At 45.3% G+C, this 22,930-nt stretch carries 19 protein-coding genes and 1 pseudogene; 7 read left to right on the forward strand and 13 right to left on the reverse strand.

Annotation, left to right across the window (positions count from 1 at the left end):
• Window positions 1–163: 163 nt before the first annotated feature.
• Window positions 164–745 carry a LysE family translocator gene (locus tag ABNK31_RS12045; protein WP_418892754.1) on the forward strand — a complete coding sequence of 194 codons (582 nt, stop codon included), beginning with the start codon at window positions 164–166 and terminating at the stop codon, window positions 743–745.
• Here the strand turns inward: ABNK31_RS12045 and ABNK31_RS12050 are convergent.
• Window positions 742–1,239, reverse strand: a complete 498-nt coding sequence (locus tag ABNK31_RS12050; RefSeq protein WP_418892755.1) for a metallophosphoesterase family protein — start codon at window positions 1,237–1,239, stop codon at window positions 742–744. The two genes, ABNK31_RS12045 and ABNK31_RS12050, sit on opposite strands and share 4 nt — an antisense overlap.
• 74 nt (window positions 1,240–1,313) lie before the next feature.
• On the opposite strand from ABNK31_RS12050, the gene ppk1 reads away from it, so the two are divergent.
• From ppk1 to ABNK31_RS12080, 6 genes and pseudogenes are all read left to right on the forward strand, one after another.
• Complete coding sequence (ppk1, locus tag ABNK31_RS12055) at window positions 1,314–3,389, forward strand: polyphosphate kinase 1 (protein WP_418892756.1); 2,076 nt, start codon at window positions 1,314–1,316, stop codon at window positions 3,387–3,389.
• Window positions 3,390–3,435: 46 nt separating this feature from the next.
• A complete protein-coding gene (locus ABNK31_RS12060; protein ID WP_418892757.1) occupies window positions 3,436–4,080 on the forward strand; it encodes a hypothetical protein in 645 nt (214 codons plus the stop codon).
• 101 nt (window positions 4,081–4,181) lie between these two features.
• Window positions 4,182–6,059 carry a heavy metal translocating P-type ATPase gene (locus ABNK31_RS12065; RefSeq protein ID WP_321578881.1) on the forward strand — a complete coding sequence of 626 codons (1,878 nt, stop codon included), beginning with the start codon at window positions 4,182–4,184 and terminating at the stop codon, window positions 6,057–6,059.
• 143 nt (window positions 6,060–6,202) lie between these two features.
• Window positions 6,203–7,042 (forward strand): annotated as a pseudogene (locus ABNK31_RS12070) (Rpn family recombination-promoting nuclease/putative transposase).
• A gap of 108 nt (window positions 7,043–7,150) precedes the next feature.
• Window positions 7,151–7,609 carry a Fur family transcriptional regulator gene (locus tag ABNK31_RS12075; protein WP_418892758.1) on the forward strand — a complete coding sequence of 153 codons (459 nt, stop codon included), beginning with the start codon at window positions 7,151–7,153 and terminating at the stop codon, window positions 7,607–7,609.
• A gap of 203 nt (window positions 7,610–7,812) precedes the next feature.
• Entirely contained in the window at window positions 7,813–8,292 is a 480-nt protein-coding gene (locus ABNK31_RS12080; protein WP_418892759.1) for a hypothetical protein, read from the forward strand.
• Window positions 8,293–9,052: 760 nt separating this feature from the next.
• Here the strand turns inward: ABNK31_RS12080 and ABNK31_RS12085 are convergent.
• The 12 genes from ABNK31_RS12085 to ABNK31_RS12140 form a co-directional block, all read right to left on the reverse strand.
• A complete protein-coding gene (locus tag ABNK31_RS12085) occupies window positions 9,053–9,364 on the reverse strand; it encodes a hypothetical protein (protein ID WP_418892760.1) in 312 nt (103 codons plus the stop codon).
• A 63-nt stretch (window positions 9,365–9,427) separates the two neighbouring features.
• Window positions 9,428–9,787 (reverse strand): hypothetical protein, encoded by a 360-nt coding sequence (locus tag ABNK31_RS12090; protein ID WP_418892761.1) that lies wholly within the window; start codon window positions 9,785–9,787, stop codon window positions 9,428–9,430.
• Window positions 9,788–10,194: 407 nt separating this feature from the next.
• Window positions 10,195–10,527 carry a hypothetical protein gene (locus tag ABNK31_RS12095; RefSeq protein WP_418892762.1) on the reverse strand — a complete coding sequence of 111 codons (333 nt, stop codon included), beginning with the start codon at window positions 10,525–10,527 and terminating at the stop codon, window positions 10,195–10,197.
• Between the two features lie 12 nt (window positions 10,528–10,539).
• Window positions 10,540–10,914, reverse strand: coding sequence for a hypothetical protein (locus ABNK31_RS12100; RefSeq protein ID WP_418892763.1), 375 nt, complete (start codon window positions 10,912–10,914; stop codon window positions 10,540–10,542).
• A 114-nt stretch (window positions 10,915–11,028) separates the two neighbouring features.
• Window positions 11,029–11,316: a hypothetical protein gene (locus ABNK31_RS12105; protein ID WP_418892764.1), complete on the reverse strand. Its 288-nt coding sequence runs from the start codon at window positions 11,314–11,316 to the stop codon at window positions 11,029–11,031.
• A gap of 95 nt (window positions 11,317–11,411) precedes the next feature.
• Window positions 11,412–12,128 (reverse strand): hypothetical protein, encoded by a 717-nt coding sequence (locus ABNK31_RS12110; RefSeq protein WP_418892765.1) that lies wholly within the window; start codon window positions 12,126–12,128, stop codon window positions 11,412–11,414.
• 555 nt (window positions 12,129–12,683) lie between these two features.
• A complete protein-coding gene (locus ABNK31_RS12115) occupies window positions 12,684–13,001 on the reverse strand; it encodes a hypothetical protein (RefSeq protein ID WP_418892766.1) in 318 nt (105 codons plus the stop codon).
• On the reverse strand, window positions 12,973–13,179 hold the full coding sequence (locus ABNK31_RS12120; protein ID WP_321578879.1) for a hypothetical protein: 207 nt from the start codon (window positions 13,177–13,179) through the stop codon (window positions 12,973–12,975). The genes ABNK31_RS12115 and ABNK31_RS12120 overlap by 29 nt, the downstream gene beginning before the upstream one ends.
• Window positions 13,180–13,345: 166 nt before the next feature.
• Window positions 13,346–16,069, reverse strand: a complete 2,724-nt coding sequence (locus ABNK31_RS12125) for a glycoside hydrolase family 78 protein (protein WP_418892767.1) — start codon at window positions 16,067–16,069, stop codon at window positions 13,346–13,348.
• Between the two features lie 189 nt (window positions 16,070–16,258).
• The gene (locus ABNK31_RS12130; RefSeq protein ID WP_418892768.1) at window positions 16,259–19,000 is read right to left on the reverse strand and encodes a family 78 glycoside hydrolase catalytic domain; all 2,742 of its coding nucleotides are present in this window, start codon (window positions 18,998–19,000) and stop codon (window positions 16,259–16,261) included.
• A 93-nt stretch (window positions 19,001–19,093) separates the two neighbouring features.
• Window positions 19,094–19,990, reverse strand: coding sequence for an alpha/beta hydrolase (locus ABNK31_RS12135; RefSeq protein ID WP_418892769.1), 897 nt, complete (start codon window positions 19,988–19,990; stop codon window positions 19,094–19,096).
• Between the two features lie 158 nt (window positions 19,991–20,148).
• Window positions 20,149–22,872: a glycoside hydrolase family 78 protein gene (locus ABNK31_RS12140; protein WP_418892770.1), complete on the reverse strand. Its 2,724-nt coding sequence runs from the start codon at window positions 22,870–22,872 to the stop codon at window positions 20,149–20,151.
• Window positions 22,873–22,930: the final 58 nt, after the last annotated feature.

Genomic DNA, 22,930 nt, shown 5'->3' on the forward strand with positions numbered 1-22,930 from the left:
AAAGTTAATGAAAAGCAATGGAAAAGTAGAATGAATATCTCTTTTTGTGGGTTATGAGAATGAATGTTATCTTTGTACCGAATGAAATGCTCCAAAGAGAACAACAAATATGGTCGAGACGATTATTAAAGGATGTATTATCGGCTTTTTAATAGCGTCGCCGATGGGACCAATCAATATGCTCGTTGTGCAGCGGACCCTCAGCCGGGGATATCGCCACGGATTGGTAACCGGATTGGGGGCACTGCTCTCCGACCTTATCTATGCGTTTGTCACATTAATGGGTTTAAGCTTGGTTTCCGATTTGCTGGAAAAAAATGAGCTGATTTTCCAGAGCGTGGGCGGCGCTGTTTTAGTCATCTTCGGTTACATCGTTTTCCGCACCAATCCCTTAAAAGGATGGCGGCCCGATATTTTACCGCAAAAGACCCGTTATGTGAAAGACTTTATCTCTTCGTTCTTCCTTACGCTTTCGAATGCGGCAATTATCTTTGTCATCATCACCCTATACAGCCGTTTCGCCTTCAACCCTATCGCCGACGGCCCCGCTTATCTGACCGCCGCGATATTGTCCATAACATTCGGAAATTTTTCGTGGTGGTATTTTTTTACCGCCTTTCTATCCCGCTTCAGAAAACACTTTAACCGCAGAGGACTTGTGCTGCTTAACCGCGTCGTCGGTTCCATCCTGATCGTAATCGGCATCGGAGGAATCGTCATGACTCTTTTTTCAAAACAGTTTTAACCGTGCTTTCCTATCTCAATCACTTCGAGGTCGCGGATATTCCCTTCGTCCAACACAAAACGTATCAGCGTCCGCACTTTATGAAAGCCGTAATTACCTGCCGCACCGGGATTGATATGCAGGCATTCGAGCTTTTTATCGTACATTACTTTCAGAATATGAGAATGTCCGCAGATAAATAGTTTCGGCGGATGCGCGTACAATTCGGCACGAATCAACGGATCATAGCGTCCGGGATATCCGCCGATATGGGTCATTAAGACTTCGACATTCTCGACGGTAAAACGAAGGGTTTTGGCAAAGGCGCTCCGCACAGCCTGATCGTCGATATTTCCATACACCGCACGAAAGGGTTTCAGGTTTTCAAAACGAGCTGCTAAAGCCAACGAACCGATATCGCCCGCATGCCATATCTCATCACAGGACGAGAAATACGTTTCATATTTTTCATCCCAATAGTTATGGGTATCCGAAAGAAGTCCTATTTTCTTCATCTTTATTTTTTTATTGCGGCAAAGTTAGTATTTTTACCGTTCAATTCGAAAAAACAATAAAAACGAATCAAATAATGGGAGATAAGCCATATACATACTTTAAGAGGGATATCAGTTGGCTTTCGTTCAACTACCGCGTTTTACTCGAAGCCCGGGACGAACGGCTGCCGGTTTACGAACGTATCAAGTTCCTGTCTATTTATTCTTCCAACCTGGAGGAGTTTTATAAGGTGCGCGTTTCGGGATATCACAGTTCGCTGCTAAAGAGCATCCGGCGTGACGAACCCGTTGAGGAGGCGCTAAATACGCTGGTGCAGATAAATAACGAAGTGACGGTTCAGGAAAAAGAATATTACCACATCTTTAACGATATGATTTTGCCCGAACTCCGCAAAAACCATATCATTCTTTATCAAACGCATGAAGTGGAGCCTTTCCATCAGGCATTCGTCGAAAAGTATTTCAACGAAGAAGTCTTCCCTTATTTGCAGCCGATGATCATCCAGATTGACGACATCCATTCCTTCATACAAGACGGACGCATCTACCAGGTCATCAGCTTGCAAAAAAAGAAAAAGAAGAAGACGGCCGGCGACAAGCCGCACTTGACGTATGCCATTATGAAAATCCCTTATACGAGGGTTCCCCGTTTCATCGAATTACCGACGTTGGGCGGTAATTACTACATAATGTTTATCGATGATGTCATCAAAGCGAATCTGAAGAATGTGTTTCCGGGATATGACATCATGGATTGCTACAGCATCAAGATTTCGCGCGACGCCGACTTCTCTCTCGAAAACGAAGATCAGAAAGACATCGCGGAAAGGATACTCCGGAAAGTGCGCAAGCGTAAGATCGGAGCCGTCACACGCTTTCAATACGATCGGGATATGCCGGACTATTTCCTCGACTACTTATGTGAGGCATACGAAATCGAACAGGAAGAACTGCTGCCTTCAGGACGATATCTCAATCTTTCCGATTTGGCGCAACTGCCCAATCCCGTAGGCAACAGCCTTAAGCAAACACTTCCGGCGCCACTTCGCGTACCGGAACTGGAAACCGACACGTCGGTACTGCGGGTGCTGAGAAAACAGGATGTGTTGTTGAACTTCCCGTATCAATCGTTCGACTATTTGCTGCGCTTCCTGATGCAAGCGGCTTTTGACCCGAAAGTATTGGAAATAAAAGTCACGCAATATCGCGTCGCGGAAAATTCGGCGGTCATCAACAGCCTGATCAGCGCGGCCAAAAACGGCAAGAAAGTAACGGTCTTCGTCGAACTCAAAGCGCGTTTCGACGAGGAAAACAATTACTTCTCGTCGGAACTGATGCAGCAAGCCGGCATCAAAATCATTTACAGCTTGCCGGGATTGAAGGTCCATGCCAAATTGGCATATGTGCGCAAACGCAGCAATGATGCCGATGAGCCGCTGAAGGGTTATGCTTATCTGGGCACGGGCAATTTCAACGAAAAAACGGCGCGCATTTATTCCGACGAAGGATTACTGACCTCCAACAAGGCATTTATCAGAGATATCGATGAAATTTTCAGGGTACTCGAAGGCAAGCCCTATGTTCATCCGTTTAAGCATTTGCTGGTGGCGCAATTCAATATGGTTCCCGATATTCATAAAATGATCGAGCGGGAAATCAAGCATGCCAAAAGCGGAGGATTAGGATACATTATCCTGAAGATGAACAGCCTGGAGGATCGCGACATGATCGACGCATTGTACCGCGCAAGCGAGGCGGGCGTGAAGATCGACTTGATCATCCGCGGCATCTGCTGCCTCGTCCCCAATCAACCGTATAGCAAAAACATCACGATTACCCGCATTGTGGACGCTTATCTCGAGCACAGCCGCGTGTGGTATTTCTTCAATGAAGGCGAGGAAGATGTGTATCTGGCTTCGGCCGACTGGATGGAACGCAACCTGCACCGGCGCATCGAAGCGGCGTTCCCCATTCTTTCCATCCCGCTGAAACAGCAGATCATCGACATCCTGAAAATCCAACTGGCCGACAATCAAAGCGCGGTATGGGTCAACGAGAAGCAGGAAAACGTGTTTAAACATAACGATAAGCCGCCCGTACGCGCTCAGCAATCGATCTACGAATATTTAAAGAAAGCGACCAGCATCTAAGCGGGGGCGTCGCTTGGAGCGGTTGGAACCCGTTATCAACAGATTAATGAAAGGAATAAAAGATGAACTACAAAATATCATTCTCGGAAATGACCCGGTTGGCGAAACAGATAAGATCAAAACCGTACAGCGTTTCCTTAGAGGAAATGCGGAAATCAGCGGCGGAAGTAAGAAGCAAAAGCCAGTCAAAAAAGAAGAAGAAAAGCATTTACTGACCTTCTGCACCACTCAACACCTGTGGGTTACGGACACTGTTTACGACGACTACTTTATAACGGAAGGAGCAGAACAAAAGGTCTATCGTTTCAACGATTTTCAGGTTATGAAAACCAACGATGCCATTTTCTATGAAACATGGCTCGATTATTTTAATAATCTTTTAATTCATAATTATTTATTTCCAATAACCGGATACGAATTGATCGGATTTAAAATAATAGGCGGTAAACTATATGCCGTTGTCAGGCAGGATTTCATTCCTGCCGATGAACCGACGGACTTAAACGTGGTGAATCAGTTCCTGGAGTTTAACGGTTTCCGCAATACCCGCAACCACGATTATTACAATCCTGCACTTGGAATTATTTTTGAAGATTTGCACGATGAAAACGTTTTATCTCACAATAAAATCCTCTTTTTCGTCGATACGGTCTTTTACCTTACGGAAGATTTTTACGAATTACATCCGTAATTTCCCATTCTCATATTCATCAAAATGAGGCCTCACTTTGCAATCCGATTGCGTTTTTCATCGCATACATTTGCATCAAAAACAAATAAAACGATAAAATTATGACATTACCTTTACAAGATAAGAAATTTGTGTTTCTGCTGTCGGCCGTCGTGTTGTCGGTCACATTGGAAGTCTTGTCGCTTACGGGAATCGATATTCCGATGCCCTATGCCCCGTTTGTATATGCGGCATTGATATTGGGTTTCGGCTATGAAATCATTTTAGACGGGATAAAAAACCTGCTCCGCCTCAACTTCAGCAGCATCAGCGTATTAATGTTGCTCGCCGCTACCGGCGCGTATTATCTGGGTGAATATCCTGAAGCGGCGGTCGTCATTATATTATATGTGCTCGGCGAAAAACTCGAAGATATCGGTGTCGACAACAGTCTTTCGGCGCTGGAAAACCTGGTGAACAGCGCGCCAAAGACCGCGATGGTGAAAGATGTCGGCGTTATTCCTGTCGAACAGATTGCCGTAGGGACGGTAATACAGGTCAAGCCACACGATCAGATCCCGTTGGACGGAACGATTGCTTCGGGCGATACCGCTGTCGATGAGTCGCCTATCACGGGAGAGTTTGTGCCGAAGGATAAGTCGAAAGGAGACACGGTATTTGCCGGCACACTCAACAAAAACGGCTTTATAGAGATCATCACGACCCGTTCGGCGGAAAACACCACGTTTGCGCGGATTGTCGCCGCGACTTATGAGGCGCAAAACAATCGGTCGGAATCGCAGAAGTTCATTCAAAAGTTTGCCGCGATCTATACGCCGATGATGGTTCTGCTCGCATTGCTGTTATTTACCGTACCCGTTTTTGTGATGGGACGCGACCTCCATCACTGGTTGAGCCAGGCGATTTCGCTACTCGTCATCTCCTGCCCCTGCGCGCTCGTCATCTCCACTCCCGTAGCCATTTATGCCGCCATGGGGAACGCTTCCCTGCGCGGAGCATTGGTAAAAGGCGGCAAGTATCTCGAAGCATTAGCCGGTATCAAGGCCGTCGGCTTGGATAAGACCCGGACGCTGACCTACGGCAAGCCGGTAGTCTCGGACGTTGTGCAAAACCATACGGATTTGGAAGAATTGCTGGCTTGCGCGGCAGGAACCGAAATATTTTCGGAGCATCCCTTGGCGCAAGCGATTGTCGATTATTCGCGTGCGCAAGGATTCGAGCCGCACAAAGCGGAGAAATTCGAAAGCATCGTCGGTAACGGCGCGCGGTCGGTATGCCGCTCATGCCGGGAAAATGCCGTATTGATAGGCAAACCCGATTTTATCGAGCAACATCAAGCCGTGCCGCACTCCGTGAAAGAAGAGACAGAACGTTTTAACCGAGAAGGGAAGACTTGCGTCGTAGTGAGTTGCGGAGATGAGATAAGAGGAGTGATTGCCCTGTCCGACGAAATGAAACCCGATAGCGCCCGCGCCATCGCCCAACTGAAAGACCTGGGCGTGCAGCCGGTCATGATGACCGGCGACAACCGTGAGGCGGCACAGTATGTGGCCCGGCAGGCGGGCATCGATACGGTATATGCGGGACTGTTGCCGGAAGACAAATCGCAAACCATCGCCCGCCTGCAAAAGGAATACGGACCGACGGCCATGGTAGGCGACGGGGTGAACGATGCCCCGGCTTTAGCCGCATCGAATGTCGGCATAGCGATGGGCGCCGCCGGAAGCGATACGGCCGTAGAAGTGGCAGACGTGGCGCTGATGAACGACAACCTGTCGCTGCTACCCTATCTTATCCGCTTAGGCAGAAAAACGGTCTCGACGATTAAGCGAAACACCGTTGCGGCCATAGCCGTGAAGATATTCTTCATTCTTCTGGCCTTCATGGGATACAGTAATCTGGTATTGGCCATTGCGGCCGACGTCGGCGTGATGCTGGTAGTCGTCTTACTCAGTTTAAGGCTAATGAATTTCAAATAATCGAAGCAAACACTTTACTTCCCGCCTGACGGGTAAAAAGCTTCGAACAATGCTTTCATTAAAACAAACGCAAAACTTCTCTATCTTCCTTATCCGCTTTCGATAAAAAAGGGTACCTTTGTGAAATTGAAAAAGATACGGACATGACACGTTTTATTGACCCTGTGTATGACACGGCGTTCAAGTTGATTTTCGGACAAGAAAACAGCAAAGACTTGTTACTCGACTTTTTAAACGCTCTGCTGGCTGGGGAGAAAAAGATTAAAGAAATCCGTTTGACGGACAAAGAAAGGATGCCTTTCTACAACGGCGGACGAAAGGGCATTTACGACATTGCCTGCTTATCGGAAAAAGGAGAGCATTTCATCGTGGAAATGCAAAACATCCGCCAAGAGTACTTCTTCGACCGGGCACTGTATTACCTCTCTCAAACGATCGCGAATCAAGGAGAAAAAGGAACGGAATGGGAATTCGCCCTGAAAGCCGTTTAGGGCGTGTTTTTCCTGAATTTCCCCTTACATGGCAAGTTGCGTACGGATGGCATTATTGCCGACCGCGACACACACGAACAAATCAGCGACAAACAGCGTTTTATTTTCATCGAACTTCCTTTTTTCACGAAAAAGGAATCGGAATGCAAAACAAATGTAGAACAATGGTTATATATATTACGAAACATGACAACATTGGAAAAAATACCTTTCAAAGATCGGAATCCGGTCTTTGAAAAACTGGAGCGGATTACCGACCTGGCTTCCCTGAGCAAGGAAGAACGCCAGAGGTATGATGCCGATATCAGAATGTATCGCGACCGTTTGGCACAAATGAATACGGCCAAAAGAGACGGGAGAAAAGAGGGAAAAAAAGAAGGGAAAAAAGAAGCACAGACTGAAATCGCCCGGAATCTGAAAACAAAAGGATTATCGGCTGATTTTATAGCCGAAACGACCGGACTATCCGTCGAAGAAATCGACAAATTGTAGGCGTTGCTTCCCCGTCTGACGGATAAAACTCCGTGGAGATTTTTTTATCCGTCAAACGGGTTGGAACGGCCGGACGGAGCGCTTTCCTCGCACAAACAGATTTGCCTTATGGAAGATCCGGTTATTATTCAAAAATTGGAACATCGGGAAATCAAGCCCACCGCCATGCGGATATTGGTCTTGAAAACGTTGCTCAAACAAACCTATGCCATTAGCGTAAACGACCTCGAAAACATACTCGACCGAGCCGATCGCATCACGCTTTTCCGGACACTGAAAACCTTCGAGCAACACGGTCTCGTACACCGCATAGACGATGGTACGGGTGTGATGAAATATGCTCTGACGCGCGAAGCTTATCATTCCGCTCCCGAACGGTTTCATATTCATTTCTTTTGTACGCAATGCGAAAAGACCTACTGTATACTCAATAGCGCGATTCCCGATTTTAAGTTGCCTGTTAACTTCCGGATGGATGATGTTAGCGTGGTGATGAAAGGGATATGCGATAATTGCAATCATCAAAGCCGGCAAAAGATAAATGCTTCCGACAAATCCGCACCCTAAAAAGCGGAAGGGGAGAGATACGGTACGGCTCCGGGAAGCCCCATTACGTTAAATTTCAGTAAATCCATTTTTTAAAACAACTTTTTACATCTTGCTTTGTTTTATATACAATCATTTGCGAATGATCAATTTATCGACGGCCCGAAAAACAAAAAAGGAATAAGAGCCGCCTTTTATGAATACCAAATAAAAAGTTTTTCATTATGGGAACGATAAGTAATCTAAACAACATTCATCTCACTGCGGAACAACAGACCGCTATGGATACGGCCTTAAAGGCACTGGAAACCTCCGCGATAGGAGTAGTTATTAATCTCGAACCGAAAGACCGGCGGAAGTACGGAAGCATCAACGAAACAAATAAACTGTTGGTAAACAAAGTGTATGATTATTACATCAGCCAGCCGGAATTGGGATCGCCCGATATCGATTGGGCGGAATTTGCGAAAGACTATGAAAGCTGCGCTTTCCTGGAGAAAATCATCAACCGTCTTCAAAGTATTGTAACCGGCATGACCAATGCCAAGACGCTCCACGATTATGACAATTACCAGTCGGCATTAGTGGATTATAACTATGTCACGTACAAAGCTGGCACCGGAACACCCGGTTTTGAGGAAAAAAAGAATGAATTGGGACAATTTTTCGTCCACACCTCCGGCGAAACAACCGCAAAGAAATAATAAAAAAGCAGGTTTTGTCTTTGAATCAATTTTTTCATGCCATCCGCGGGGAATGCCGAAAGGTATTCCTCACGGGTTTTCCTTTTTGTCATTATTAGGGGTACGACAGAGCAATCCCCCGGTCTGTTCTTTGGGTTCGAAAGGCGTTCTTTACCTGATCCGGCGTATCTGTCGCGGTTTCCGACCCCAAAGATGCGGTTCCGAACCCCAATGGCGGGGTTATTTACCCCGGCGATAACGTTCGGAATATCTCCGGCGGGGTTCTTTACCTGTACGGCGGGGTTAATTAACAGTCTGCCGGGGTTCCGCACCCGGCCGTCGAGGTTGTTTAATGGTACGGACAGGTTTACTGACCCCGTCGTTGAGGTCTGTTAGAGCGCTGCCGCGGTTATTTACCAGTCTGCCGGAGTTATCCAACCTATATCTCAGGGTTCGTTACAGGTGTTTCAGGGTTCCAAAGCTCGAGGAACCGGTAGGGAACCCCGTCGGATACATAAAGAACCCAGAGAGATACGTATTATACCCCGCCGGATATATAAAGAACCCCGAGAGATATATCTTTTACCCAAACAGACCTATCCTTTACCCCGGCACACCTATATCGAACTGCGATGCAACTCTGCTGAATAACGATATTTTCATATGTAGCTTATATAGGGTTAAGATAAAATTCCATCATTGTATTCTTAGCATCAATTACAAAAAGAATCATTCATAATATTTTGATAAAGAACCATTAAAAATTAATACTATTTTAATTTTACATATTCTCAATATAAGGCCTATATTTGTCAACTCGTTCTCTATCGTATTTTCCATTAAGGTCTCCCATAAAAAGAATCCATCCTTCATTGGCTCCCTTTACGGGACAATTGTATTTATAGAAAACCTTATCGGCAATATATCTAAAACAAGCATCTCGTTCTGCTTCTAAAATATCACCTTGTTCAATAAGATAATTAATATAATGAGCTGCACTCATAACCATCGTCATTAATTGAAACAAGCCATTATGGGCTCTGTAAATTCCATCATGAATTTTCTCTAATTTTTGTTCAACTACTAGTCTCATATATGTCTCTAACCTTTTTTTGCACAATCCAAAACAGAAGAAAATTGAAAAAACATTAAATTATCAAGACTTTACATGATATATCTGTCCATTCACTTCTCTCGTACTATTAAAAAAATTGATACCTGTGATATCATCGACTATATCCGAAACTTGCTTCATTCGGCCAATAAATATTAAATAAGATATTTTTTCATTATTATATCTAACTTTTAATTTTTCACGAGACGTCGGGGTCAAAAAAGAAATCAACTTACTCATTTTTTCTTTTTCTTGCATTAATGCAAGAGCTAAACCTCTAAGAGTTGGAGTATTTTGGTTAGAATAGGTTATTAACTCCCTTTCAATTTGTTGCATTCCAACACCTATTCGGAAAGCCAATTCTTCTACTTGAGCTTTAGTTCCAAAATCTAATATTCCCATAATAATTGTTTGTTTTGAATCTATTATTTTATTTATCTTGTGCTTATATAAATTCTTGTCGGGGGCTAACCCAATTTGCCACTATTTTCTCAGCTACTATTTTTAATTGTAAAGGACTAATTAAGGGATGAATTTGCTAACATTCTCATAATCATATTTTTAATTCAATTAATGAAGCCATCACCGATATCCCAATGTTAAATTTTAATATAACATAAGGTATCCTGTTTGCTGATTCTAAAAAATCCATCGCGTTGGGAGGCAAACTTTTATTGATCGTTAGTCCTGAAAGTCTAATGAGTGCATTCGAGAAATTCACTTTGTAATACAACCTATTAAACAATTCTTCTCCAAATTCCCCGATAAATATGTTTTTGTATAGATTATATATACTTTTCATATCTATACTATCTGCGATAATTGTTGATATTTTCTTCAAATAAACTTATAGATTCTCGATAACAAATCCACCAAAATGCAATCGATACATATTTACCATCAATCCATGGAACACTTATTTGTGCAACTTGGGATTCAGACATACTGTCTATTATTGCCTTGATTCTTTCTAAGTTATCCATCATCGGATTCATTAGGAAATTCATCTGTTTTATAACACTGCTATCGATTCCCGTATCCAGTAAATATGAAATTTTTCTTATGTCATCATTAAGAATGGCAACGTATCGAAGTATTTCCTCTTTTTTTGTTTTAAGTTCAGAGTTAAAAAATAAGCTCATAATTCAATTGTGTTAAATAAAATATTTTAATGAAGGAATTATATTTTCTCTTTTTGCATAAGTAATGCCATCGCCTAATATGTTATTTATATGGTTTATGGCATCTTGTTTGCATTTTTCAGGCCAATTAAAAGTATGGAATACAGTCATCGATGTTTGAGAAATCCCCCAAATTCCACTTCCTTCATTAATTATAGCATTTAATAAAGATTTTGCTCTAGGATTATTCTCTAAACCTTTTTCTTTTAATGCTTTTTTTATTAATTCATGAATTCCAAACACATCAATTGAAAAATAAATTTTAAAAATAAAAATTTGCTCAATACTAATTATCCATCCCTTATAAGAGAATTTAAAGTCAGGATTTAAAGGAATATAATCGGGCATATTTGAGATAATATTACATTGTTAGAAAACTAATTCTATTTTATCTCCTAAATCTTGTTCAAATACTGATTTATATAAAAGAGATAATACTGAAAGTTTAAATTATAAATAGCTTTAATGAAAATATTTATTATGAATTTTTTGTCCAATCTCTTCTATAAAAGCATCCACGTCTGCTTTATCAATGTCAAATTTTGCATTATTGTCTTTCAGCATCTGCTTATATACATTTTTCGTTTCGTTTATTGCTCCTAAAATAAGAACAGTCATATGAAACGGATTTTCTTTCCATTCAGGTGGGTTTTGTTTTGATGCAAGTTTAAGTGCATTCTCAACACCTTCCTCAAAACCTTGAATAACCATTTGTTTTATAGTGGGATTCATATTAAAAATATTTTTCACTTTTCCATTCCTCAAGATTGATATAATAAATAATTATTGGACTATTTCCTTTATATCTCTTAAAGTTTGGAGATCGTTTATATTTAACTAATTGTTTAAAATTCTATTCCAAATTTGAAAGATACTCCATTTGCTTTTGCATATTCATTTAGAGCTATATCTCGAAATTGTTGAAAAACAAACCCTAACGAAGCATTCAATCCTATGTTATTAGATATAAGATACCTGACCCCAATAGACGGAGAAATGTATAACCCTCCTTTTATATCTTCATCTTCCAACTTTGAAAGAATATGCGTATAGCCTCCTTTAAAATCAAAATAGGGTGATACATTTCCGGATAAAAGATAGCCTTTAAAGTCAATAAATAAAGGGAGTAAAAATACATCGTTCAAAGTCATGTAATGAATTCCTGTACCTCCACCAATAAAAAAATTGGTAGTTATTTGAGAGCCATGAGTTGTTGTGAATTCTACCCTATCTATTTTTGAAAATTCATTTCCAGTACCAAAGATATAGCCAACATCTACAAACCCTCTGTACCCGTTTAAATCATAAGTCACACTCGGTTTTTGTGACTTCTCGGATTTAGAAACCTTTTCTTTTGAGATTTTCTCAATTTCGTCCATTTTATAAACGAAAATACTCCCATCACTTGTTTGAAGCTTGATGGACTGATTCGGAATTTGTTCAATAACTATTCCTTTAATTGTGCTTCCATTTTTTAGATAAACGATTTCTTGAAGAGATTGAGCATTGATTTTTCCCCATACGAGGAAAAGAATAAATACACTAAAAATAATACGTCTCATAAAATAATAATGTTAATTGCTATTTTAATCCCCTTCCAAATAGCGATAAACAATAAAAAAAGCGTGGGGACTGTTAAACTTATCTTTGTTAGAGGCATCGCCAAACGCCCGAATTCAGGATAAGCAACAGCCCCACGCCGTAAGCGTGGAGCATTTAGTTGCTATCATCCCTGAATTCATTGGAAAATTGGCGATTTTCTAACAAAGGATAATATCTAAAACGCTTCCGTTCTTTTACATTAAAGAGTTACGCCGTTACGTAACTTTTGCAAAGTTATACTATTTTTTCTGATACAACAATCATTTTTAAATATTTATTTTTTCAGTAAATAAGTGGAAGGCTTCTAAATTTTCAAATTAAAAGCTGTATACTTGCAGGCAAAAGGAGGTCATCACATGAACGAAATAACTGTAAAAAGAAATATCACCCGGATAAAACTCAAACGGACACTGTGGATGAAGCGTTTGATGAGGTGTGGGGATTGTTTGAAAAACGCTACGGATATAAACCATAATACCTTCCGGAGAAAAAGGGCAGAGCAACGAGGAAAAAGATTACTCCACTAATAGCGAAACATGAAACATATCCTTGACGATAATTCCGTCCTCAAATAATTCGTATGCAAAAACCCATCTTTTCTCAAATACGGCACACCTATAACCTAACAATCGCCATTTTCTAAAACGGCATAAAGGATAATCTACCGATACATGGAGGGATGTTAAAAAGTCGCTTATACGATCGATGCGCCGCATAGCCGCTTCTTCCGATAATTTCAACTCGAAAATCAAATAATCTTTCAAGTCATCTATTTTATTGGATACGGATGAGGATATGAGCACTTCACGCATGGTTAAAGTGCGCCTTGACACGGCTTCTTAGTTCGTCTATAAATTCATCAACCGGAATGGCATGACATGCTTCCGCGGCTTCCTGGAAATTTTTCTTCTTTTCCTCGATGACCGTGGCGTAAGGCAGTGTCTTGATATACTCGATCAATTTATCAGCCTGATCGTTACCTCCTTCTAAATCTATAACAATTGTTGCCATATATCATTACTTGTTTCCCGCAAAGATACTACTATTTACCAATCTTACATCATTGTCGTTGAATAAATTCTCAATCAATCACTCGAAACAACCGGGGGGTGCCGCCCGAAGCGACGCCCCCGGAATCATTTCCTTTCTCCAACCTCTATCCTCTATTCTCTATCCTCTAACCTCTATTCACCAACCGGTAGGTGCCCGACCCCAGTTCGATCTCGATGCCCGATTCGGTTTCCTTCACGTTGCGCACACCCGCCCCTTCAGGTTGAGCTATATTCAACGATTTCGGTAGTTTTACTACGGCCGAAGTATTTCCGGGGATAACGATATCCCACGAAAACGATCCGTCCTCTTTCCGCCATTCGCTCTTTATTTCTCCATACACCGAATGATAAGAGGCTTTTACATGCGACAAACCGTCGGGGAATACCGGCTCCATGAGCAACTGCTTATAAGCGATACTTCCCGGAGCGTTCTTGATGCCGGCCAGGTCTTCGTAATACCAGATCAGCAAATCCCCCAACAACATGACATGATTTCCGGAATTCATCGCAGGATCGGCCGTATCGCCGTTCCATAATTCCCAAATGGTCGTCGCCCCCTTGTTAATCATATATCCCCAACTCGGATACGTTTCGTTCGTGGCGATTTTATACGCCAGATCGACCCTTCCGTATTCGGTGAGCCCACGCATCAGATGCTGTATTCCCAACACACCGGTACTGACATGCCCGTCGAAATCGACTTCCGTCTTCCGCACAATGTTCTCGAAGACTTTCTCCTCATATCCTTCCGGCACCAATCCTAAACGAAGCGAAAGAATATTCGCCGTCACCGTATTATTATCGTACAAAGCCGAATCGGTATTGAAAAAACGCTGATTATAGGCATCCTTGATCTTTGCTGCGAGCTCCTTATAACCCGCTATATCGGCTTGATTGCCGGTAATGCCGGCAAACTCCTGCATCAGGTTCAGCAGACTGTAATACATGGTGGTACTCAATATCGCTCCCGCCGTTTTGCGCGAAGGATCCTGCGAGTGGATCAACTCCTGCGATTCGGGCGGCATACACCAGTCGCCGTACGTATCTTTCGTCAGGATATAATCCTGCATGGAGACCTGTTGGATATGTTCAAGGAAGCGTTTCATGGATGCATAATGTCTTTTTACCGGCTCCATATCGCCATATTGCCGCCAAAGCATCTTCGCCGCATAAAAATAGGCCGCAGGCCAGGTTACATCTTTATCATAAATAGTCCAGTAACGCGGCGAAACATCCGAAATATCGCCTTCGGGACTTTGCGAATCCTCGATGTCTTGCAACCACTTGGCGTAAAGCAATGCGTTGTCGAAAACGAAAGCTTCACCGAAGCAGCCCGTCACACGGTCGCCAAGCCAGCCTTGCCGTTCGTCGCGCTGCGGACAGTCCGTGGGCATGCCTCTGTAATTGCTTCGTATGCCCCAATAGGCATTCTTGAACAGTTGATCGATGAGCTCGTTGGATGTTTCGAAACGGCCCGTAGTCTGCATCCTATCATAAATGACCTTACCCGTGAAATCCGATAAAGACGGTTGTTCATCCAGCCCCGCAATCTCCACAAAACGGAAACCATGGAAAACAAAGGATGGCTCCCAACGGAACGCCCCGTCTTTTGCGGGAATATATACATCCGTCACCTTCGCGCTCCGCAGGTTTGCCGTATACAGCGTACTGTCGGCATTCAGCGTTTCCGCAAAACGCATCGTCACGGGCTGTCCCTGCTTCCCTTTCAGATTGATGTTGAGCCATCCCACCATATTCTGCCCCATGTCTAAAATAAACCGTCCATCCGAAAGCCGGGTTATATGAACCGGGGTGATCTCGTCCTGCACGGTAATATTCGGATTGGGCTGCGCCGTTAGTTTTCCTCCCGGAGCCTCCATAATATCCGCTTGTAGCCATTCCGTATCATCGTACTTAGCCGTGTTCCAATCCGGAAGCTCGAGGCGCGCATCGTATTCCTCCCCGTCGAATTCATTATTGGCGACAATCGGGCCTTTGGAAGTCACCCGCCACGATTCGTCGCTGACAATCGTATCCGTCGAACCGTCGGCATATTCGATATTCAATTGAGCCAGCAAGCGCGGGAGGCCGAATATCATCGTGGGAGATTCGCGCATGCCGAAATAACGGCCGTTACCCAGTTTCACCCCCAGCAGGTTATCGCCTTTTCCGATGAGCGGCGTCACATCATACACATTATAATAGACTTTTTCGGGATACCACGAAACCGTCGGAGCCAATACATCGTCCGATACACGCTTTCCGTTCAGGTAAGCTTCATACGCTCCCAACCCGGAAATATACAACACCGCCCGCTCGACCTTCTTTTCCGCATGGAACGGTTTGCGAAGATAACGCGCCGCCAAACGCGTATTGCCTTTGTTCGTTTCTCCGGGATTTGACATCGTGTCTTGGCCGATCCATTTTGCCCGCCAGTCCGTGGAATCGAGCAACGCCGTCGACCAATGATTGATGGCGCTCCAAGCGGTTTCGCCCTGATTCGTCGCCACCTTTACCCGCCAATAGTACGCTTTTCCCGAAGAAAGTTTTCCCCCTTCATACGGAATAAGAATCGACTCATCGCCTGATGCAATGCCCGAATCCCATAAAAGATTCTTTTCTTTTTTCAAATCTTCTTCGGAAGATGCCACTTGAATACGGTACGATTGCTGCCGTAAATCAACTCCGGGAGAAGTTATCTGCCACGAAAAACGCGGCGACGGCGTACTCACCCCCTGGGGGTTTTCCTGCATTTCGACTTTTAAGGATACAACCTGGAGTTGTCCGCTTTGGCATCCTGCCAAACATAGCATCAGCAGAAAGCCGATAATAAATGTTTTGTGTTTCATTTGTTTTGAATTGATTTTATGTATAGATATTCATCTATTATATCACACCACATAGAGATGCAACATTTGGCATCTCTACAATAGGCTTATCGATGATAATTATTTCATGCATATGATTAGGCATTATTACAAATGCGCCCAATCTCACAAATGGAAAATGCAGAGGGATATCCTCCCATTTCATTAGAACTATTCGATTTTGAATTCATATTTTCCCGCCGGCGCCTCGAACAGCACGTAGCCGTTTTTTCGAGCGATTTCTTTCGCGAAACCGGAAGCTTCCCCCACAGCCGCTCCCTCTTCCGTGGGAATCCACACCGTGGCGGCGGTATTGGGCGGAACCGTCAACGAAAGACGCAGCCCTCCGTTTTCCCGCGTCCAATGCGACCGGATGGTTCCCGAGGGAGAGTCGAACGAGGCTTTGGCCCATGAAAGAGCCGTATCTTCCGGCCGGGGTACCCGCACGATAAACTTCCGGAATCCCGGCACGGCGTCGTCCCGACGGATGCCTGCCACGCCATCGATATACCACGCGCCGGGATAGAGATAAGAACTATGGAGCAGCGAATGTCCGGGCAAGTCTTTCTCCCACATTTCCCAAATAGTCGTTGCTTCGTTATCCCGCATAAAGCTCCACCCAGGATAATCGGTTTTCGAGGTCATGGCATAAATCAAATCGTCGCGCCCTTCGTCGCGCAAGACTTTGAACAACATGGCGCCGGCCGTAATGCCGACATGAATATGCCCGTTCCTGTTTACGAGAATCTCTTTTTCAAGCCTATCGATGACGGTTCGGCGCAATTCGGGCGGCATGACGTTTCCGTATAGCGCCGCGGCCAGATTGGCCATGGATCGATCGGCATAACTATGATCCTCCGAATCATAAAACGCGGCATGAATGGCTTTGGCCGAAGCTTCGGCCTGGCGCTCCCACTTTTCGGCTTCCGCCGTGCACCCGATAACACGGGCAATCTTTGCCGCCGTGCGCAAATTATACACCCGGTAGCAATTGTTCAGGCAAAGCGTTTCGGGCTTGTCGTTGTTCATTCCTTCGGCCGTCGCGTTGGGCCAGAGCCAGTCGCCGAGGAAATCCCACGAGCCGCCGTAACGCTGCAATAAATTATTTTCGGTATGCGAATCCAGGAAGTCGAGCCATTTGCCGATCATTGCAAAATTCTCCTCCAAAACGCGCGTATCGCCATAATGCCGGTACATGAGCCAAGGCAAGGTCACCACAATGCCGCCCCACGCCGGGCCTCCCCCGCCGTGATACGTAGGCGCACTCTGCGGCAACACGCCGTTACCGAAATAACGGCCGCTGCCGGCCTGCTTGCGCGCCCAAGCCGTGTCGTTCATATTGCCTGTCATCGGCTCCGTACCCTGTACATCGCGCCAATCTTCAAGCCATTTGGTATAAAAGGCTCCCATTTTGTAATTGAACATCCCCGTCTCGGACGTGGCATGCGCGTCGCCCCCATATCCGAATCGTTCCCGCTGAGGGCAATCGACCACATATCCGCCAAGCGAAAGATTTTCAAATGTCCATTTCACCGTACTATAAATCCAGTTTTGTAACGGATCGGAACATTCGAAAGTCGCGGCATCGTCGAAAGCGGTACGAATCATCCAGCCTTCAATATCGTTTAACGCCGGGGCAGAGGATACTCCCCGGATGGTGATCCATCGACCCGAACCGTAATTGAAACGGTTCCGGAAAACACCCTTTCCCGATTGATCCAATACATAAGCGCTTTGCAATCCGAACGTCATTTCCTCTTGCTCCCTTTCGGAGAACAAGAAGCGGACGGTGTCGCCGGGATTTCCCTTGACGGCGATTTGCACCCATCCCGCAAAGTTCACGCCCATATCTACCTTGTAGGAACCGTCGGAGCGCTTTTCCACACCGGCGGGAGGCACTTCGTAAAGGCGGTTCGTCTCCACCTGCTGCGCCGAGAGGGTTAATCGGGGATGATAAACGATCGCCTTTTTCCAGTCGCGATCATCCAAAGAAATAGTATTCCAATTTTTGATTTCTTTATTCGCGTCCCAAATCTCACCGCCGTATCCGCCCACGCCGAAGCCCCAGTTTCCGTTCAGTTTATTCGGACTTGGATGCGTTTTCCACGATTCGTCGGTCGCTATCCGCATCATTCGTTCACCGTTTGTATTATAGATATCCGCCTGGGCAACGACTATCGGCGTACGGGGTTTGTCGGAAGTAACATACGGAGCGTAAATCGACCAAGACATTCCCAGCCATAAACCGATGACATTTTTGCCCGGTTGCAAAGCAGGTGCAATATCATAAGCCAGATACCTCGCCCGTTTGGTATGATCGGTCACGGCCGGCTCCAATACAGGATGATCTATTTTACGACCGTTGACATATACTTCATGATATCCTACCGACGCTACGAACAGTGTGCTTCTTGCCGGTTTTTTCTTTAGATTGAAAGACTTCCGGAACCACGGATCGTACATTTTGTTGTCGCCCTGCGCAGGATCATACACTTCGGAGGCGCCGATCCATCGGGCGGTCCATTCCTCTTGTGTAAACAATCCCGTGCTCCATTGCGCCGTTTTACTGAAAAGCGATGCGACACCCTTTTCATCTTTTACGGCGACCTTCCAAAAATACGTTCGATCGGATTGCAACGGCTTCCCCTTGTACTCGATTTGTTGCATTTCATCCGAAGCGATCCAGTCGCTGTCCCACATATCGCCGGTATTCTTATCCACCGAAGCCCGCGAATGGCTAACGAATATCCGGTAAGCCGATTGCCGTTGCCCATGCCGGGTATCATCAGCGGCCTTCAAGACCCACCCCAAGCGGGGCCGTGGAACATCCAACCCCACCGGATCGGTCCGATATTCGCAAGTCAAATCGACCGGCACAATGCTGCTCTGCGAATACCCCGCGGATAAACACATCGGCAGGAGTAAAAGAGTAATAAATATTGTCTTCCGGTATATCATTCGTAATTTGTAATTCGTAATTCGTAATTTGTAATTTGTAATTTGTAATTAATTCATAATCTCCTTCTCTGTCTTGAGCCAATGGATACAACGCCCGAACCACTCCCCGAAAGCCGGAGTCTCTCCGAATCCGTGATTGCCTCTCGAATAGATATGCAATTCGGCAGGAACATGGTGCTTACGCAACGCTTCGTAAAAATAGACACTGTTGTCGACAGGAACGAGTCCATCGTCACCGGCATGGATCAACACCGTCTTCGGACTCTCCGTATTTACTTGCAGGTCATTGGTGAAAAACTTTACGGACTCTTCACTCGGATGATCTCCCAATAAATTATGTTTCGAGCCTCCGTGGGTTATTTCATCCGAAAAACTGATAACGGGATAAATAAGGATCATAAAGTCAGGGCGAAGATTTATTTCCCGGTCATTATCGACCAGCAGGGTATCGTAATGAACGCCCAATGACGAAGCTAAATGCCCGCCGGCAGAAAAGCCCATGATTCCGACTTTATCGGGATCGACACCCCACTCCGTCGCTCTTTCACGCACGAGTTGAATCGCCCGTTGGGCATCTTTCAGGGGTGCAAACGCCGCATCCTGTACAATCTGTTCATCCGGCAACCGGTATTTCAGGACAAATGCGGCGACACCTTCTTTATTGAAAGCTTCCGCCACCCGGAATCCCTCCCGTTGAATATGCAGATTCTCGTATGCACCACCCGGACAGATAATCACCGCCGCTTTCGCTTTACCCGATGGGATATAGGCCGTTAAAGACGGATTGGTTACTTTCGAGACAATCAGGTTCCCCCCTTGATCACGGATATGCTCTTCCGGAATTGTCTCTTCGATTTTATCATATAAAAGAATCTCTTTGGGCTGTTGTCCAAAAGCCGCTACCTGAACGGCTAAAAAGATCACGAACAAATAAAACTGTTTCATAATTATTAATTCAATAATTGGTAAGCTCTCGCTTTTCTATATAGGGTTCCAATACTATTTCATTTCTACATACCCTTGTTGCAGAAGAACTCGACGTTGTTGCAAAGGAACTTTTCCTTGTTGCACATCTACTTTGCGTTGTTCGTGTCCTCAACAAGCTACTCCACGATTTCCCGAAAACGATATAGCCCGCCCTTGACAGCCTTCGCCGGCGTCTTGCCGGGCAAAACGATATCGGCCGTACAATTCACGGGAATCTCCACCTGCAATTCCAACACATCTCCTTGCCGTTGCCACTCCACTCGAACGGTACCGTATAATGTTTCATGTGATGCCCGGACAAACGACAAGTCGCCAACAGGCTCGGGAGCTATTATAAAATGCCCGAATCCGCCGGGATGATCTTCAGAGGGACGGATGCCGGCCAACGAACGGTAAAACCATTCCTCAATCGGCCCCATCATAAAATGATTCCACGAATTACCTTTCCTCGGGTCCCACTGTTCGGTGAGCGTCGTCGCTCCAAATTGTATCTGAAATCCGTATCCCGGTACATCACGATGATTATGCATCGTATACATGACCTCGTTCAATCCGTTATCCGCCAATGTCCGGAACAAATACCGGTTGCCCACATCACCGGTCGTCAGCTTATATCCATGCGCCTCGATGTCCTTCACCAAATGGTTCAATACCTCTTCCCTGTAAGCCGGTTCCACCAAATCCAGGAACAAGGGTAAAGCATTGGATGCCTGGCTACCCGTACCGTATTCTTTCCGCCCGGCATCGAAAAACGTTTCGTTAAAAGATTTTTTCACTTCTTTTGCCAATGAAGAATAACGCCGGGCATCTTCGTCTCTTCCGGCCATCTCGGCTGCCTGCGCCAGATAGACGATATCCATATAATAATGTGCCGTCGCGACCAACGGCACGGGGGTATTATGCGAAACGCCGGCAGGCAGTTCGGGATGATAATCATACCAATCGCCCAGTCCGTGAGAGACTATATGACCGGTAGCTGTGGATGACAAATAATCGACATACCTTTTCATCATCTCGTAATATCCGGTAACCAACGACGGGTCGCCATAGTACTGATAATACATGAAAGGAAGGACCACCGCGGCGCTTCCCCATTCGGGCGAGTCCCTGAATCCCCCCTCGAACACCACATACTCGGGTGCGATATCGGGGATCAATCCGTTCGGCAATTGGGCATCCTGCATGTCCCGCAGTATTTTCGGGACAAGCCGGGTAAGGTTGAAATTATAAAATAATCCCGGCCCGTTTAAATGCAGTTGTTCGAGCCATCCTAACTTCTCGCGATGGGGGCAATCGGTAAACACCGCCTGCATATTACTCTTGATGGCATTCACAATAATGCGGTGCACGTCGTTGAACAGTTCGTTCGAACAATGGAAACTGCCGGCGGAAGGAGCCGAGTTGTAAACAAAGCAGGAAAGCGCTTCCGTCCATACCGGCAAGTCGCGTGTATCGGCCGCTCCTTCCGGTTTCGCTCCTTCAATTTGAATATAACGGTATCCGTAATACGAAAAACGGGGACGCCATTTTTCCTCTCCGCCGCCTTTCAAGGTATATTCATAATAATAAGGAGCTCCCGATTGGGATTGATTAATCGATCCATCGTCATTCAAGCGTTCCGCGACCGTCAACCGTATTTTAGCTCCTCTCTGGCCTTTAACGGTGATAACCGGATATCCCGACAGGTTTTGCCCCATATCCAACACATACATCTCACCGATCCGTTGCATGCTTTTTACCGGAAAATAGTCCATTTCTTTTACCGGGGATGCCTGTTGAGGAAGAAGCGTTCCGGAGGGTGCTTCCTGCACCACGACAGGCTGCCACTGCGAATCATCGAATCCGGGCTTATTCCAACCGTCTTGTTCCAATCGCGCGTCATAATCTTCCCCGCCGTACATATCATTAAATACGAGCGGGCTAAAGGCGTATTTCCAATCTTCATCGGAAGTAATGGTTTCTTTCGTTCCATCGGCATAGGTGACCTGAAGCGTAAGGAGCAGGGTGGGCGGGCCGAAACTCACCTGCATCTTCTTATACCTGCCGCCCTGTTCATTGTAGAACCCGTTACCGAGAAGCACGCCCAAAACATTTTCGCCCCGCTTCAAGAGACGGGTTACATCGTATGCGTTGTAATAAACCGTTTTATCGTAATCGCTCCATAAGGGATTAAAAACATCGTCACCCGTCTTTTCTCCATTTAAAGTCAATTCATAATGTCCCAACCCGCTGACATATACGATAGCATCCGCCACTTTCCTGTCGGCGGCAAAGGATTTCCGCAGATAAATGCTTTGTTTCGACAATGGGTGTGTTCTCCGCCATTGCTCCGCCTTTTCCGAGGTTTCCGCCAACCCGTGGAAGTGCCGTCCTTCCGGCAAGCGGGATTGCGCCTTCGTGATAGCGCCGACCCACTTTGCGCTGAGTTGCCCGGAAGCAGGGGCCATGCGGAAACTATTTTTTTCGCTCCATGCCGCCGGACGGTCGTTTTCATCCCACACCCTGACCCGCCAATGGTACTTCGCGCCCGGTACCAACACGGCGTTACCAATATATTTTACATGTTGGCTTTCATGGGAGCGTATCTTTCCCGACGCCCAGATTCTTTTGTTGTCGTTGTCATATAGTTCCAACGCATACGCTGATTGCTCAGAACCGTTTTGTTCCGATTCGAGCATCCATCCGAACCGGGGAGCACCGTCATCGACCAACAATGGCGACTCCTGATACTCACATGTCGTTTTAACTATCTTCAAATCCGCCGCATATACCGTCCCCGCATACCGGCATCCCACGATCAGCAAAGCTAAAAACACGATCGATTTATACCTGAATTTCATTTTATCTTTTTTTATCTCCCGAAGTTCTTTTATCGTGAAGCATTATCCTTTATCGCTT

This window comes from Limibacterium fermenti, from assembly GCF_041902845.1.
Taxonomy (GTDB): domain Bacteria; phylum Bacteroidota; class Bacteroidia; order Bacteroidales; family Dysgonomonadaceae; genus Limibacterium; species Limibacterium fermenti.